The sequence below is a fragment of the Mycobacterium sp. E2238 genome, from assembly GCF_001672665.1.
Taxonomy (GTDB): domain Bacteria; phylum Actinomycetota; class Actinomycetes; order Mycobacteriales; family Mycobacteriaceae; genus Mycobacterium.
The window spans coordinates 1-13,546 of sequence record NZ_LZKF01000198.1; the positions used below are offsets into that span (position 1 = coordinate 1).

Annotated in this window: 16 protein-coding genes; 14 read left to right on the top strand and 2 right to left on the bottom strand. The window is 67.9% G+C overall.

Annotated features, from left to right (window positions below):
* From A5711_RS18335 to A5711_RS18375, 9 genes are all read left to right on the top strand, one after another.
* Positions 1-434 (top strand): class I adenylate-forming enzyme family protein (locus A5711_RS18335; RefSeq protein ID WP_197520823.1); only part of this gene is annotated, 434 nt, incomplete at its 5' end.
* Positions 431-1,597 carry an acetyl-CoA acetyltransferase gene (locus tag A5711_RS18340; protein WP_067948977.1) on the top strand — a complete coding sequence of 389 codons (1,167 nt, stop codon included), beginning with the start codon at positions 431-433 and terminating at the stop codon, positions 1,595-1,597. The genes A5711_RS18335 and A5711_RS18340, both read left to right, overlap by 4 nt.
* A complete protein-coding gene (locus tag A5711_RS27695; RefSeq protein WP_067948979.1) occupies positions 1,594-1,989 on the top strand; it encodes a Zn-ribbon domain-containing OB-fold protein in 396 nt (131 codons plus the stop codon). Before A5711_RS18340 ends, A5711_RS27695 begins: the two co-directional genes overlap by 4 nt.
* The gene (locus tag A5711_RS27700) at positions 1,986-2,414 is read left to right on the top strand and encodes a nuclear transport factor 2 family protein (RefSeq protein ID WP_231986969.1); all 429 of its coding nucleotides are present in this window, start codon (positions 1,986-1,988) and stop codon (positions 2,412-2,414) included. Before A5711_RS27695 ends, A5711_RS27700 begins: the two co-directional genes overlap by 4 nt.
* A 58-nt stretch (positions 2,415-2,472) precedes the next feature.
* Positions 2,473-4,491, top strand: coding sequence for a thiamine pyrophosphate-dependent enzyme (locus tag A5711_RS18355; RefSeq protein ID WP_067948983.1), 2,019 nt, complete (start codon positions 2,473-2,475; stop codon positions 4,489-4,491).
* The gene (locus tag A5711_RS18360) at positions 4,488-4,721 is read left to right on the top strand and encodes a lipoyl domain-containing protein (protein ID WP_156673371.1); all 234 of its coding nucleotides are present in this window, start codon (positions 4,488-4,490) and stop codon (positions 4,719-4,721) included. Before A5711_RS18355 ends, A5711_RS18360 begins: the two co-directional genes overlap by 4 nt.
* Positions 4,718-5,569: an enoyl-CoA hydratase/isomerase family protein gene (locus tag A5711_RS18365; protein WP_156673370.1), complete on the top strand. Its 852-nt coding sequence runs from the start codon at positions 4,718-4,720 to the stop codon at positions 5,567-5,569. The genes A5711_RS18360 and A5711_RS18365 overlap by 4 nt, the downstream gene beginning before the upstream one ends.
* A gap of 6 nt (positions 5,570-5,575) precedes the next feature.
* Positions 5,576-6,376 (top strand): enoyl-CoA hydratase/isomerase family protein, encoded by an 801-nt coding sequence (locus A5711_RS18370; RefSeq protein WP_082953490.1) that lies wholly within the window; start codon positions 5,576-5,578, stop codon positions 6,374-6,376.
* Positions 6,373-7,131 (top strand): enoyl-CoA hydratase/isomerase family protein, encoded by a 759-nt coding sequence (locus A5711_RS18375; RefSeq protein ID WP_067948985.1) that lies wholly within the window; start codon positions 6,373-6,375, stop codon positions 7,129-7,131. Before A5711_RS18370 ends, A5711_RS18375 begins: the two co-directional genes overlap by 4 nt.
* A gap of 2 nt (positions 7,132-7,133) precedes the next feature.
* On the opposite strand, the gene A5711_RS18380 is transcribed toward A5711_RS18375, so the two are convergent.
* Together A5711_RS18380 and A5711_RS18385 are read right to left on the bottom strand one after the other, a co-directional pair.
* A complete protein-coding gene (locus A5711_RS18380; protein ID WP_067948987.1) occupies positions 7,134-8,336 on the bottom strand; it encodes an acyl-CoA dehydrogenase family protein in 1,203 nt (400 codons plus the stop codon).
* Between the two features lie 2 nt (positions 8,337-8,338).
* A complete protein-coding gene (locus tag A5711_RS18385; protein ID WP_067948989.1) occupies positions 8,339-9,151 on the bottom strand; it encodes an enoyl-CoA hydratase-related protein in 813 nt (270 codons plus the stop codon).
* A 74-nt stretch (positions 9,152-9,225) separates the two neighbouring features.
* Here A5711_RS18385 and A5711_RS18390 point away from each other — a divergent pair, with 74 nt between their 5' ends.
* From A5711_RS18390 to A5711_RS18410, 5 genes are read left to right on the top strand one after another with little or no spacing between them, the layout of a single operon-like run.
* The gene (locus tag A5711_RS18390; RefSeq protein WP_231972114.1) at positions 9,226-10,449 is read left to right on the top strand and encodes a cytochrome P450; all 1,224 of its coding nucleotides are present in this window, start codon (positions 9,226-9,228) and stop codon (positions 10,447-10,449) included.
* A gap of 32 nt (positions 10,450-10,481) precedes the next feature.
* A complete protein-coding gene (locus A5711_RS18395; RefSeq protein ID WP_082975767.1) occupies positions 10,482-11,243 on the top strand; it encodes an enoyl-CoA hydratase/isomerase family protein in 762 nt (253 codons plus the stop codon).
* A complete protein-coding gene (locus A5711_RS18400) occupies positions 11,244-12,059 on the top strand; it encodes an SDR family NAD(P)-dependent oxidoreductase (RefSeq protein ID WP_067948994.1) in 816 nt (271 codons plus the stop codon).
* Between the two features lie 5 nt (positions 12,060-12,064).
* Positions 12,065-12,601, top strand: coding sequence for a nuclear transport factor 2 family protein (locus tag A5711_RS18405; protein ID WP_067948996.1), 537 nt, complete (start codon positions 12,065-12,067; stop codon positions 12,599-12,601).
* Positions 12,598-13,545 carry an SMP-30/gluconolactonase/LRE family protein gene (locus tag A5711_RS18410; protein ID WP_067948997.1) on the top strand — a complete coding sequence of 316 codons (948 nt, stop codon included), beginning with the start codon at positions 12,598-12,600 and terminating at the stop codon, positions 13,543-13,545. Before A5711_RS18405 ends, A5711_RS18410 begins: the two co-directional genes overlap by 4 nt.
* Position 13,546 lies beyond the last annotated feature (1 nt).

The window sequence follows — 13,546 nt, forward strand, 5'->3', positions numbered from 1 at the left end:
TGCCGCCCGGCGAGCAGGGCCGCATCGAGGTCCGCACCACGGGCGAGGACTGGGTGCGGACCACCGACCTCGGCCGGGTCGACGCCGACGGCTTCGTGTTCATCGACGGCCGCACCGACGACGTCATCATTCGCGGCGGTTTCAAGGTCAATCCGGCCGAGATCGTCGGTGTGCTCCGTGGCCATCCGGCGGTGCGCGATGCCGGCGTGACCGGCCTGCCCGATGAACGGCTCGGCCAAGTCCCGGTCGCGGCGGTGGAGTTAGCCGACGGCGCCCGCGCCGCGCCAGAAGAGTTGCTCGCCTATGTGCGTGAACGATTGAGCCGCTACTACGTCCCGGCCCGGTTGCTCGTCGTCGAGGAGCTGCCCCGCACGCCGTCGCTCAAGGTCAGCCAACCCGCGCTGCTCGAACTCTTCGAAGGGACAGGAAGTTGACGACCCGAGGTGTGGCCGCCATTGCCGGTGTCGCCGATGAGGTTTCGGCGAGCGGAGTGATCGATGTTCCGCTGCGGGAGCTCGAGGCGCGGGTGATCACCGCCGCCCTGGCCGATGCGGGGTTGTCGCTGCGCGACGTCGACGGGCTGTGCACCTGCACCGGCGGAACGCTCATGCATGCGGTGGAACTGGCCGAGTACCTGGGGATCGCACCGCGCTTCACCGACGCGACGCAGACCGGCGGCGCCAGCTACGGGTTGTACGTCGAGCACGCCGCCGCGGCGATCGCGGCCGGCGAGGCGGAGACGGTGGTGATCGTCTATGCCGCGACGCCGCGCGCCGCGCGCAAGCGTGGTGAAAAGGGCCTCGGAGTTTTCGCCACCCCCGAGCGGCTGGAATGGGAGACGCCGTTCGGGGTCATGCTCCCGATCAGTGCCTACGCCCTGGCGGCCAACCGGCACATGGCCGTGTACGGGACGACGCCCGAACAGCTGGCCCAGATCGCCGTCGACACGAGGCGGTGGGCGGCGCTGAACGAGCGGGCTCACCTGCGCGAGGCGATCAGCGTGCAGGACGTCCTGGATTCGGGCTTCCTCGCCGAGCCGCTGCACAAGCTGGAGTGCTGCCTGGTCACCGACGGTGCCGCCGCGGTGGTGGTCACCAGTGCCGAGCGCGCGCGCGGCCTGGCCAAGCCGCCCGCATTCGTCCTGGGGGCGGCGTCGTCGGCCTCGCACGCCATGATCTCCCAGATGCCCGACCTCACCGTCACGCCCGGGGCGGTGTCCGGGCCGGCCGCCTTCCGCGCCGCGGGACTGACCCCGGGCGAGATCGATGTCGTCGAGCTCTACGACTCGTTCACCATCACGGTGCTGCTGGCGCTCGAAGACCTTGGCTTCTGCGGCAAGGGCGAAGGGGGTCCGTTTGTCGCGGATGGCGCGTTGGGACCCGGGGGCACGCTACCCGGTCAGACCTCCGGCGGTGGTCTCGCCTACACCCACCCCGGGGCGTTTGGGGCCTTCCTGCTCGTCGAGGCCACCCGTCAGTTGCGCGGCGAATGCGGCGAACGCCAGGTACCGGACGTGAAAACGGCTGTCGCACACGGCACCGGCGGGGTGCTCTCGGCCACCTCGACGGTGATCCTGGGAACGGGGGCCACGCTGTGACCGATACGCTGCCGGTGCCGCAGCCCAGCCCGGTGTCCGCGCCCTTCTGGGACGCGACCCGGCGTCGCGAGCTGACGGCCCAACGATGCGAATCGTGCGCCCGGCTCGTCTGGTATCCACGGTTCATCTGCCCGCACTGCGGCGGGTCATCGCTGGTGTGGGAGAAGTTGAGCGGCAGCGGCGTCGTTTACGCGGTCAGCGTGAACCACCGCGCCGCGCTCCCCGCCCTCGCCGACAAGGTGCCGTACTCGGTGGTGCTCGTCGATCTGGACGAAGGGGTCCGCATGATGTCGAACGTGTTCGGTCCCCCTCCCGCGGTCGGTTACCGCGTCAGGCTGGCGTGGGTGCCGCTCGAGGACGGCCGCAACCTCGCTGTCTTCGAACCGAAGTGAGCCCTGACTCCGCGCTGCGGCGCACCCGCGAAGAGTTGGTGCTCCGGCACGTCGCGGCCGAGAATGCGCGTGACCTGGAGGCGGCGATGGCCACCTTCACCCATCCGCGCTACGAGATCGTCCCTACGGGAATGGTTTTCGATGGCGACGAGGCGGTCCGCGGAATGCTGCTGCAGCAGTGGACGGATCTCCCGATGCTGCAGTACTCCGCCGAGGCGCTCTACCACGGCGACAACGGGTTGATCGTGGAAACCCGAACCACGGCGCCCGGCACACCGATCGACATGCTGAGCGTCAACCTCTTTGGCTTCCGAGGACCCGACCTGGTTTTGGAGCGCTGCTACTTCGACCGGATGCTGCTGGCGACACAATTGGGTTCGATCGGGAACGTGCAGACGGGGGCCGCGACACTATCGAACGATTGAACAGATTTCGTCATATTGTAGACTCCTTGGCGTACCGCACATCCGTGAAGGAGTCGTGATGGCCACGCCGTTAGACGCCGAGATCTGGCCGCTTACCAACGACCACGCGCTGGAGTTGTATCGCCTGATGAGCAAGGTGCACCACAGCGACCAGCGCGTCCGAAAGGGCCTGTCTTCCGGGGAAATCGCGATGAGCTACTGGCCGGTGGACGGTCAGGAGGCGATGTCGGCCGGGGCCGCGCTCGCCCTGTCAAGCACCGACCAACTGGTCACCACCTATCGCGGACTCGGCGACGTGGTGGCCAAGGGCATCGACCTGCCTGGGTATTTCGCCGAGATCTTGGGCCGCGGGACCGGTCTGTCGAAGGGCAAGGCCGGCGCCATGGGCGTCTTCGACCCCGAGCATGGCATCGCGTGGACCACCGGCATCGTGGGTGCGGGCCCGCTGATCGCGAACGGGATCGCATTGGCGGAGGCCGTCAAGGGCATTGACCGGGTGGTGCTGGTCAGCTTCGGCGACGGGGCGACCAGCATCGGCTACGTCCACGAGGCCATGAACATGGCTGCGCTGTGGGCGCTTCCGGTGGTGTTCTTCTGCCAGAACAACGCGTGGGCCGAATGCACGCCGGTGGCCGGCTACACCCGCACGGCGCGGTTGTCCGACCGGGCCGCGGGTTACGCGATGCCCGGGATCACGGTCGACGGCACGGACCCGCACGCGGTGTACCGGGCCGTGGCCGAGGCGGTCGAGCGGGCACGGTCCGGGGGCGGGCCGTCGTTCGTCGAAGCCGTCGCCTACCGCCTGCAGGGGCACTACTTCGGCGACCAGATGCCCTACGCCGACCCCGACGAGCTGGCCGCCAAGCGCGCCGACCCGCCGTTCGCGCGGTATCGGCGGCGGCTCATCGACGAGGGCCTGGCCGGCGAGGCCGACCTCGACCGCATCGACTCGGACCTGGTTGCCGAGATCGACGCGGCCTTCACCGCCGCGCGCGACGCCGAGCCCCCCGCCGACGACGAACTGACCCGCGACGTGTTCGCCGCGCACGGCAGCGAGCTCGCGGCACCGGTGACCCAGCGTGCCGCGATTCCCGAGGGCGAAACGGAGACCCTCGGCCTGGTGCAGGCGATTCACCGCACGCTGGATCGCGCGATGGCGGCCGACGATTCGATCGTGCTGCTCGGCGAGGATATCGCCGACCCGTCGGGCGGCATGTTCAAGATCACCGCCGGGCTGTCCACCAAGTACGGCAGCCACCGGGTGCGCGACACCCCGATCGCGGAGTCCTCGATCATCGGCGCCGCGGTGGGTGCGGCCCTGGGTGGTCTGCGGCCGGTGGCGGAGCTGATGTTCATGGACTTCCTCGGCGTGGCCATGGACCAGATCGCCAATCACGCGGCCAAGATCCGCTACATGTCCGGCGGACGGCAGGGCGCCCCGGTTGTCATCCGCGCCATGGTGGGCACGGCGGCTGGCCCGCAGCACTCCCAGGCCTTCGAGGCCTGGGCGATGCACACACCCGGCATCAAGATCGTGTGGCCCAGCACCGCCGCCGACGCTGTCGGGCTGCTCAACGCCTGCCTGGCCGAGGACGATCCCTGCCTGTTCATCGAGTCGATGAAGCTCTATTACGGCGGCGGCAAGGGGCCCGTGCCGACGGACGACTACGTGATCCCGCTCGGCCAGGCCGACGTCAAACGCGCCGGCGCCGACGTCACGATCTGCACCTACGGCAGCTTGGTGCACGCCGCCCTGGCCGCCGCCGAACAGCTTGCCGCCGAAGGCGTTTCGGTGGAGGTGGTCGACCTGCGCTCGCTGGTGCCGTTGGATCTGGCCACCGTTTTCGACTCCGTCCGCAAAACCGGTCGCCTGGTCGTCGCTCACGAATCCGTCGGATTCTGCGGCCCGGGAGCCGAAATCGCCGCGGCCGTCGGGACGGAGCTCTTCGGCGAGCTGTCGGCCCCGATCCAGCGCGTGGGCGGAACGTACACGCCCGTCCCGCGGGCGGCGACACTGGAAGCTGCCTGCCGTCCGGACACGGCGCGGCTCGTCGAAGCGGTCAGGAGGATCGCGTGATCCCGGTGCGGATGCCGAAGCCGGGCGACGCGATCACGGAAGCGGAGGTGACGGAGCTCTACGTGGCGGACGGCGCGCATGTCTGTGAGGGCGATCCCCTTTACCAGATCGCCACCGACAAGGTCGAGATGGACATCGAAGCGCCGGCCAGTGGCATCGTCACGTGGAAGGTCAGCGCCGGGGCAAGCTATGACGTCGGCGAGCTGCTCGCCGTGATCGAGGCACAGTGAACGCCCTGCCGGATTCCGTCGACGTCGACCTCTGTGCGTCGGAGCTCGAGGCCAGGATCGACGGCGACACCCTGACCGTCACCATCAACCGTCCGGAGAAGAAGAACGCCGTCACCGCGGACGGCTACCACGGGATCAAACGGGCCGCGATGATCGTCGCCGACGAACCGGACCTGAACTTTCTGGTGATCACCGGGACAGGCGACGTGTTCTGTGCGGGCGGCGATATGAACGCGGTGCAGAATCCGGATCGCCGGTGGGACGCGTTCACCGAGTCCTATGACGGAACACCGTTCGAAACGCTGGGCAAGATACCGAAACTCGTCGTCTGCGCCGTCAACGGCATCGCCATGGGGGGCGGCTTGGTGATGACGTTGTTTGCCGATCTCGTCGTCGCATCCGATCGCGCCCGGTTCCGGGTGCCGGATCTCACCCGTGGCGTGTACGAGGCGTTCGTCGCCGCCCGACTACCGCACCGACTGGGCACGCTGAAGGCCAATCACCTGATCTACGGCAATGATTGGGTCGATGCGCAGGAGGCCGAGCGACTCGGGCTGGTCGGCAAAGTCGTTGCACACGACTCCCTGCGCGCGGAGGTCGAGGCATTGCTCGAGCGAGTTCGCAAGACGGGCCCCGCCGCCCGCGCGGCCGTTAAGAGGGAAATGGCACGTGCGCTGCCACCCGTCGACGTGACGGGCTACTGGTCGTCGATCGGAACCGCCGAACAGATCGAGGCCTTTACGGCGTTCCTGCAGAAGCGATCTCCGGATTGGGCGGTCAACCACGACCGAGACGCGTTCGTTCAGACCAGACGATCGGCGTGGCTGGCGCCGCGCGGAGATGAGTAACTGCCCATGACGGAGCTACCGCAGGGCACGTCGGAACTGACCGGGTGCGAGGAGATCCTGGTGGCCGCCGACGGTCCCGTCCGGATCGTGACGCTGAACAACCCTGGCGACGCCAACGCGGTCAACAACACGATGCACACGGCATTCACGAGACTGTGGGCCACCCTGGCCGAAGATCCCGACGCGCGGGCGGTGCTGATCACCGGAACGGGTGACTACTTTTCCGCCGGCGGAAACCTGGTGGAGTGGCTGGAAACCCACGTCAACAACCCGGTAACACGGCGCGCCGGGATGCGCGACGCCCGCCGCATCGTGCGGGACATGATCGACTTTCCGCTGCCCGTGGTCGCGGCCGTCAACGGGCCCGCGGTCGGCTTCGGGTGCAGCATCGCGGTGTTGTGTGACATCGTCCTGATGTCCGACCGCGCGTTCTTCGCCGACACTCACGTCGCGAGCGGCCTGGTCGCCGGTGACGGTGGGTCGGTGCTGTGGCCACTGTTGATGAGCCTGCTGAAGGCCAAGGAATACCTGATGCTCGGCGAACGCATCAAGGCCGACAAGGCCGTCGAGTTGGGCCTGGCCAACCGCGTCGTGCCGCACGCGGAGATCAAGCAGGAGGGGCTGTCGATCGCCCACCGCCTGGCCGCGTTACCACCGCGGGCGGTGCAGGACACCAAACGGACGCTGAACCTGCACGCCCAGCGCGCGATCACCGGCATCCTCGAATACGGGATCTCCGCGGAGACCGAGTGTTTCACCACGCCCGAACACCGGGCCGCCATCGACAAGTTCCTCGGCCGACAGTGACGGACAGCGATCCACTCATTCGCCGCGAGGACCGTGGCGGCATCGCCGTCCTCCTCCTGAATCGGCCACGCCGGCGCAACGCCCTCTGTTACGAAACCTGGACCGAATTATCCATCGCGCTCGGCGGAGTGGTTGCGTACGGCGACCGCGCGTTGGTATTAGCCGGCGCCGGAGACTTCTTCTGCGCCGGTGGGGATTTGAAGACGGGGCCGGCACGCGGCGACGGTCCATTGGGCCCTGCCGGCCGCGTCGAGCACGCCCAACGCGTAATGGAACAACTCAAAGCTGTGCCGGTACCGACGATCGCCGCAGTCGAGGGTGCGGCCGTCGGCCTCGGTTGGAGCTTGGCGCTGGCGTGCGACCTCGTCGTGTGCGCTTCCGACGCATTTTTTGCCGCCCCGTTCGTCGCGCGTGCGGTGGTGCCCGACGGCGGATTGGCCTGGCGCTTAACGCAGCAGCTGGGCCGCAACCGCGCCGCGTCGTTGCTGCTAAAGGGAACACGACTGCCGGCCGGCGAGGCGGAGCAGCTCGGGCTGGTGACCGAGATCGTCGAACCCGGATCCGCCGTCAGCCGCGCCATGTCCATCGCTGACGAACTCTCCCGAGCCGATGCGGGGGCGGTAGAGATGACGAAGCGACTGATCAATTCCGCCGAGGCCGCCCAGCTCGCCGCCTTCCATCCGCTTGAACTGGCGATGGCGACCGTGGCGCAACAACGTTCGGCGGCCGCCGAGGGGCGGGCCGGGTACGCCTGACGTCAGCGCGGCATCCCGAGGCCAACAGTCGAGATCAGATCGCGCTGGATCTCGCTGGTGCCGCCGCCGATCGTGTGGAGCAAGGACAGCAAGAGGCCTTCGGAGAAGTGCCCGTCGAGCACGGCGTCGGGATCGTCCGGCATGAGTTCGCCTCCCGGACCCAGGATCTGGGCCCCGAGTGCGCGCAGTTCGGCGGTCAGTTCGGAGTGATACAGCTTCGACAACGACGGAAGCGCGGGATCCAGGGCGCCGGCCGCCTGAAGGTGCGCTACGCGATACGACAGGGCGCGGCCCACCTCGACGCGTTCGACGGCGCGGGCCAACGCGATGCGGTTGGCCGGATCGGACAGGGGGTCGTGCGCCGAGCCCTTCTGTGCGTGGCACCAGTCGATAAGCTCATCGAGGTAGCGTTGCGCCTGGGCCGCCCTGGTGATGTTCGACCGTTCGGCGTCAAGTAGCGCCTTCCCGACCGTCCAGCCCTGCCCCTCGGCTCCGACGAGGTTGGCGGCGGGCACACGCACGCCATCGAAGAACTCCTCGGCGAAGGTCGGGTACCCGGTCATGGACCGGATGGGCCGGCGCGTGATTCCCGGGCTTTCCAGGTCGACGAGGAAGAACGAGATTCCGGCTTGGCGCTTGTCCGCGATGGGCGATGTGCGCGCCAGGACGAAGATCCAATCGGCGAGCACGCCGTTGCTGGTCCACGTCTTCTGTCCGTCGAGGACGTACTCGTCGCCGTCTCGCCGGGCCGTCATGCGCAGCGACGCCAGGTCCGAGCCGGCCTCAGGTTCCGAATAGCCTTGTGCCCACATGCGTTCCGAGCGGGCTATGGCCGGCAGGTGCTCGGCCTTCTGTTCGGGCGTGCCGTATTTGAACAGCACCGGCGCCAGCATGTTGACTCCGTTGGTGTTCACCAGCGGTGCGCCCGCATAAGCGAGTTCCTCGCGGATGACCACCTGTTCGACGATCCCGCGTCCGCCGCCCTCGTACTCGGCGGGCCAATGCGGCACGAACCATCCCTGCTCGTGCAGCGCCCTGCAGAACGCGACCGCGCGTTCGTGAACGTCGCGCGGGAGGTAGTCGGGATTCGCTGCGGTGCGGCGGAATTCGTCGGCGAGGTTGTCCGCCAGCCACTCGCGGATCGAAGCCCGCAGTGCCTCGGTGCTCTCGTCACCGCCGAATTGGATGATGGGCTTGCACGGCATGGCTAGATGCGCTCGGTCGGTTTGGAGCCCTTCTTCATCAGCTCCGCCATGAATTCCTGGAATTCCTTGCTGCCGGTCACCATCGCCTGCAGGTCGTTGGTTGCCTGCTGGTGGGTGCGGAACCCCATCGTCTCCCACGCGCGGATGACGCCGGATTTGACGGCCTGCAACGTGATGAGCGGCGCCTTGGCGATTTGGGTGGCCAGTTCCTCGACGGTGGCCTCGAGCTCATCGGCCGGGACCACCCGGTTCACGAGACCGAACTCGAGCGCTTCCGCCGCGCTCAATCGCTGCGCGGTGTACAGGTATTCGGCGGCCCGCTTGTAGTTCATGAAGACCCACGGCTCGAACATGGTCTCGGCGCCCGGCAGGCCGAACCCCGGCACCAGGGGCATCTGAAACCACGCGTCCTCGGAACAAACCGTGATCTCGGGGATCAGCGCCCAGGTGGTACCCCCGCCGATCGCATACCCATGCACCTGGGCGATCACCGGCTTGGGGAATTCCCACAACTTCAGCACCGGCCACAGGAACAGCTGCGCGGCCGAACGCCACACCTTGCCGGACGCTTGCAGTTCGGCCATGAACTCCGGGTACGCACCGGTGGGGATGTGACCGGAGCAGAACCCCTTGCCGTTGGCCTTGATGATGACGACCTTGATGTCATAGTCGTACTGCGCATCGTCAAGCGCCTCGTTGACGCTGTGGACCATTTCCGAGCTCTGGGCGTTGGCGGCGTCCGGGTTGTTGAGGATGATCCGCGCGATCGGGCCGTCCTTCTGGTAGATCACGTGCTCGAGTTCTCGCGTTTCCATCGTTTGTCCTCCTCAACACCGGGCAGACGATCACCACGCCGTCAGCATGGTGCAACTATACAGATAATGTATTAGTGTTCTTTGGCGAAGGGACGGTGCCGATGACGACGATCGAGTTACGTTGGGATCCGTTCGACCGCGCGTTGCACCAGAATCCGTATGGGGTCTGGAAACGGCTGCGCGACGAAGCGCCAACTTACTACAACGACCAGTACGGCTTCTACGCTTTGAGCCGGTTCGCCGACGTGATGGAAGCGTCGCTGGACACCGAGACGTTTTCCTCGTCGCACGGGATAACCCTCGACGCGATCGCCGACGAGCCGTGGCCGCCGCCCAGGGCGATGATCATGATGGATCCACCCGACCACACCGCAATGCGAAAGATGGTCAATCGCACGTTCTTCCGCACCCAGATTGCCCGGCTCGAGGACCGGGTCCGCTCGCTGTGCTGCGCCTACCTGGATGGGTTCGTCGGCGCCGAGGGCTTTGACTACGTGCGCGACTTCTCGATGAAGTTACCGGTGATGGTGATCAGCTCGCTGCTGGGCTTCCCCGAGGAAGACCACGACAACCTGCGCGAGTGGTCGGATGCCCAGCTACACCGCGACGAGGGCACGACTCAGCTGAACGAGGAGGGCCAGCAGGCCAACGCGAAGCTGCTGGGCTACTACGCCGATCAGATCCAGCGACGGCGGGCCGCGCCGGCCGACGACATCGTCGGCAACCTGATGAGCTCCGACCTGGTCCAGGCGGGCCGCGAGACCCGTCGCCTGGACGATGGCGAAGTGTTGATGTTCATCGCGATGATCAACGTCGCCGGCAACGAGACCGTTGCCCGCCTGCTGGGGTGGGCCGCGCTGACACTGGCGCGATACCCCGACCAGCGGGCCAAGTTGGTCGACCGCCCCGACCTGATCGGCAACGCCGTCGAGGAACTGCTGCGCTACGACGCCCCCTCGCCGGTACAGGGCCGCTACACGAAACGCGACGTCACTTACAACGGCACGCTCATCCCGGCGGGCTCGCGCGTTGCCCTGCTGACCGGGTCGGCGGGCCGCGACGAACGCCAATACGAGAACCCCGACGTCCTCGACGTCGAGCGCACGGGAATCCGGCACATCAGCTTCGGCCACGGATCACATTTCTGCCTGGGCGCGGCGCTGGCCCGCCTCGAGGCCCGGGTCGCCCTCGAAGAGACGTTGAAGCGCTTCCCGACCTGGGACGTTGACCCTGGTGCGGTGACGTACGTGCACACCAACTCCGTGCGCGGCCCCGCCAGCGTGCCGATGCGGCTGTGACTCCGGGCCTTTCAGTCCGCACGGAAGGCGCGGTGCTGTGGTTGGTCTTGGACCGCCCCGAGGCCGGCAATTCGGTGACGCGGGCGGTGCAGCAGGCCCTCATCGAAAACCTGCGGTCGGCCTCCGACGAGCCAGGTGTCAGGGCGGTGGTGCTCACCGGCCGCGGTGACAAGCATTTCTGCACGGGGCCGAATCTTCGGGATCCCGGAATGCAGCCCAAGAAAGACCGGGTCGCGGGCGACGCCGCGCGCATCCTGCGCACCGGGTCTCAGGCGGTGGTGTCGGCGTTGCTGGACTGCGAAAAACCGGTGCTATGCGCGCTCAACGGCACCGCCGCCGGGGTGGGCGCCAGCATGGTGCTGGCCTGCGACCTCATCGTGGCCTCCGAAAGTGCCCGCATCATTGAGCTTTTCGCGCGGCGCGGGCTCGCGCCCGACGGCGGTGCCGCCTATCTGTTGGCGCGCAAGGTCCCCTTCAACGTCGCAAAGCAGCTGCTGTTCTTCGGCGGCGAGCTGTCCGCGGCGGAGGCCGAGCGCATCGGCCTGGTCAACAAGGTCGTCGCCGCCGATGATCTCGAAGCCGAGGCGGCCGCCTGGGCCCAACGGCTCGCGAGCGGGCCGACCCGAGCGCTGGCGGCGGCCAAGGCGATGCTGAACCAGGCGTTCGACGTCGACCGCGATGCCGCGTTTCGCACTGAGGCGCTGTTGGTCGAGCAGGTCGCCGCGACCGACGACGTCGCCGAGGGCATGGCGGCCTTCACCGAGCGACGCGACCCGGACTTTCGTGGACGCTGAATGACGCTGCATCGGAACGCCGCATCGCTGGACGGCCGGGTCGCCGTCGTCACTGGCGGGGGCGGCGGGATCGGGAGGGCCATCGCCGCGGCCTTCACCGAATTCGGCGCGCGAGTGGCGATCTGGGAAAGGGACCAGCAGAGTGCGACGGCGGTGGCCGCGCGCATCGGCGGCCTCGCGTGCGTCGCCGACGTACGCGACGCCAAGCAGGTCGATGCGGCCCTGACCACCACCGTCGACGCTCTGGGGGTTCCGACCATCCTCGTCAACAATGCCGGCGGGGTCTTCTGGTCCGGCCTGCTGGACACCTCCCCCAACGGCTGGGATGCCCTGATCCGGATCAATTTGACGCAGGTGCTGCTCTGTACGCAGCGCGTAGCGCGGGCCCTGGTCGATGCGGGACAGGGCGGCAGCGTCATCAACATCAGCACCATCGAGGCGGTACGCGCCGCGCCCGGGTTTGCCGCCTACGCCGCGGCCAAAGCGGGCGTGGTCAACTTCACCAAGACCGCCGCGCTGGAACTCGCGCCGCACAACATCCGCGTCAACGGGCTCGCGCCCGACTTCACGCTCACCGAGAGCCTGCAGAAGATGGCGCCCAACGGGGTCGAAAACGCCAAACTCATGGTGCCGATGGGCCGCGCGGGCCACGTCGACGAAATGGCCGGCGCCGCAATCTTCCTCGCCAGTGACCTCAGCGCCTACGTGACCGGGCAGACGCTGCACGTCGACGGCGGGACATCGGCGGCCGGCGGCTGGTATCACCATCCGCAATCGGGGCAATACGTACTCGGCCCGTCGACCCCGGTGCCCTAGCCACGATGCACGACACCGAAATTCGGGACCTGTTGGCGAAGGAGGAAATTCGTCAACTGGCTTACCGTTACGCCGCCGCGATCGAAACGCGGGACGTCGCCGCGATGGCCGAATTGTTCGTCCCGCACGCCCGGTTCGGCGACCACGGAGAGGGCCCCGAGGCCCTGCGCCGGCTGATGTCGGCCAGCGTCGACGGGAGCGTATTCGCGGTCATCCTGGTCGCTAACCACCTCGTCGAGCTGGACACAGCGGACCGCGCCCGCGGGCAGGTCTGGGCCCAGTGTTTCGCCCAGACCCACGCCGAGGGGTTTGTCGAACAGCTCATCAAGTACGAAGACCGCTACGAGCGGAACTGCGGGCGTTGGCTGTTCCTGCACAGAAGGCATCACCTGTTCTACGGCATGAGCCGCCGGCCGTCGCCCCTGACACAAGAAGCCGCAGTCTGGCCACGAAACCAGACCGGCGTCGGTGACCTGCCGTTGAGCGACCCGGTCTTCACGGCTTGGTGGCAGAGCAAGGCCGACGGGGAGACGCGGCCGTGAGCTCCGGCCGTTGCCTAGCCGAGGGACTCTCCTTCCCCGAAGGCCCGGTCGTCTACGACGACGGTTCCGTCGTGGTCTCGGAGATGGCGGCCGGCAGAATCACCCGCGTCCGCCCGGACGGCGTCACCGAGACGGTCGCCGAGACCGGTGGTGGCCCCAACGGGGTGGCCCGGCTTTCGGACGGTCGGCTGGTGGTCTGCCAGAACGGCGGCTCCACCTTCGGACTCGGGCCGTGGCCGTACGACTTCGTCGGCTGCGCAAGGCTTTTCCGGCCGGTGGGACCGCCCGACCACCCCGTCGTTCCCGCGCTGCAGCTGGTCGAAGCCGACGGTCGGGTCAGCACCCTGTGCACCGAATTCGTCACGCGCTCCGGCGGAACGGTGCCGCTGATGCGGCCCAGCGACATCTGCGTCGACGGCGATGGCGGCTTCTACGTCACCGACGGTGGAGCCACGCGAGGCCGCAACCGCGGCATGACGGGACTGCTGTACGGCACCGTCGACGGCGGGCTTCGTGAGATCGTCTACCCACTCGAGATGCCCAACGGCGTGGCCCTGTCCCCCGACGGGGCATTGCTCTACGTGGCCGAGACGCGCACGCGCCGGGTCTGGGAGTTCACCCTCGACGGGCCGGGAGTGGTGTCGCGGGCGCGCGGTCTGGCAACGGTGCCCAGCGGGGGTCCGCTGAATGTCGGAGGGGCCGACGGGCTCTGTGTGGACGCGGACGGCGGCATCCTCGTCGCGACCCTGGGTAGCGGCGGTGTCACCGTCTTCGCCCCGACCGGCGAGCTGTTGGGCGCCATTCCCGCCGAAGATCCGATGACCACCAACGTCGCGCTGAGCCCCGATGGCGACACGTTGTTCATGACGCTCGCCTCGTCGGGGCGATTGGTCATGGTGGAGAACTGGCGGGAACGCGTGGGCGCTGCCCCGGCGTCGCCGTGAA

Excerpts from the sequence above, each read along its gene's own strand:
- A5711_RS18380 (WP_067948987.1), bottom strand. The coding sequence starts at position 8,336 with ATGCCGTGCAAGCCCATCATCCAATTCGGCGGTGACGAGAGCACCGAG.
- A5711_RS18405 (WP_067948996.1), top strand. The coding sequence starts at position 12,065 with ATGCACGACACCGAAATTCGGGACCTGTTGGCGAAGGAGGAAATTCGT.
- A5711_RS18385 (WP_067948989.1), bottom strand. The coding sequence starts at position 9,151 with ATGGAAACGCGAGAACTCGAGCACGTGATCTACCAGAAGGACGGCCCG.
- A5711_RS18370 (WP_082953490.1), top strand. The coding sequence starts at position 5,576 with ATGACGGAGCTACCGCAGGGCACGTCGGAACTGACCGGGTGCGAGGAG.
- A5711_RS18400 (WP_067948994.1), top strand. The coding sequence starts at position 11,244 with ATGACGCTGCATCGGAACGCCGCATCGCTGGACGGCCGGGTCGCCGTC.
- A5711_RS18355 (WP_067948983.1), top strand. The coding sequence starts at position 2,473 with ATGGCCACGCCGTTAGACGCCGAGATCTGGCCGCTTACCAACGACCAC.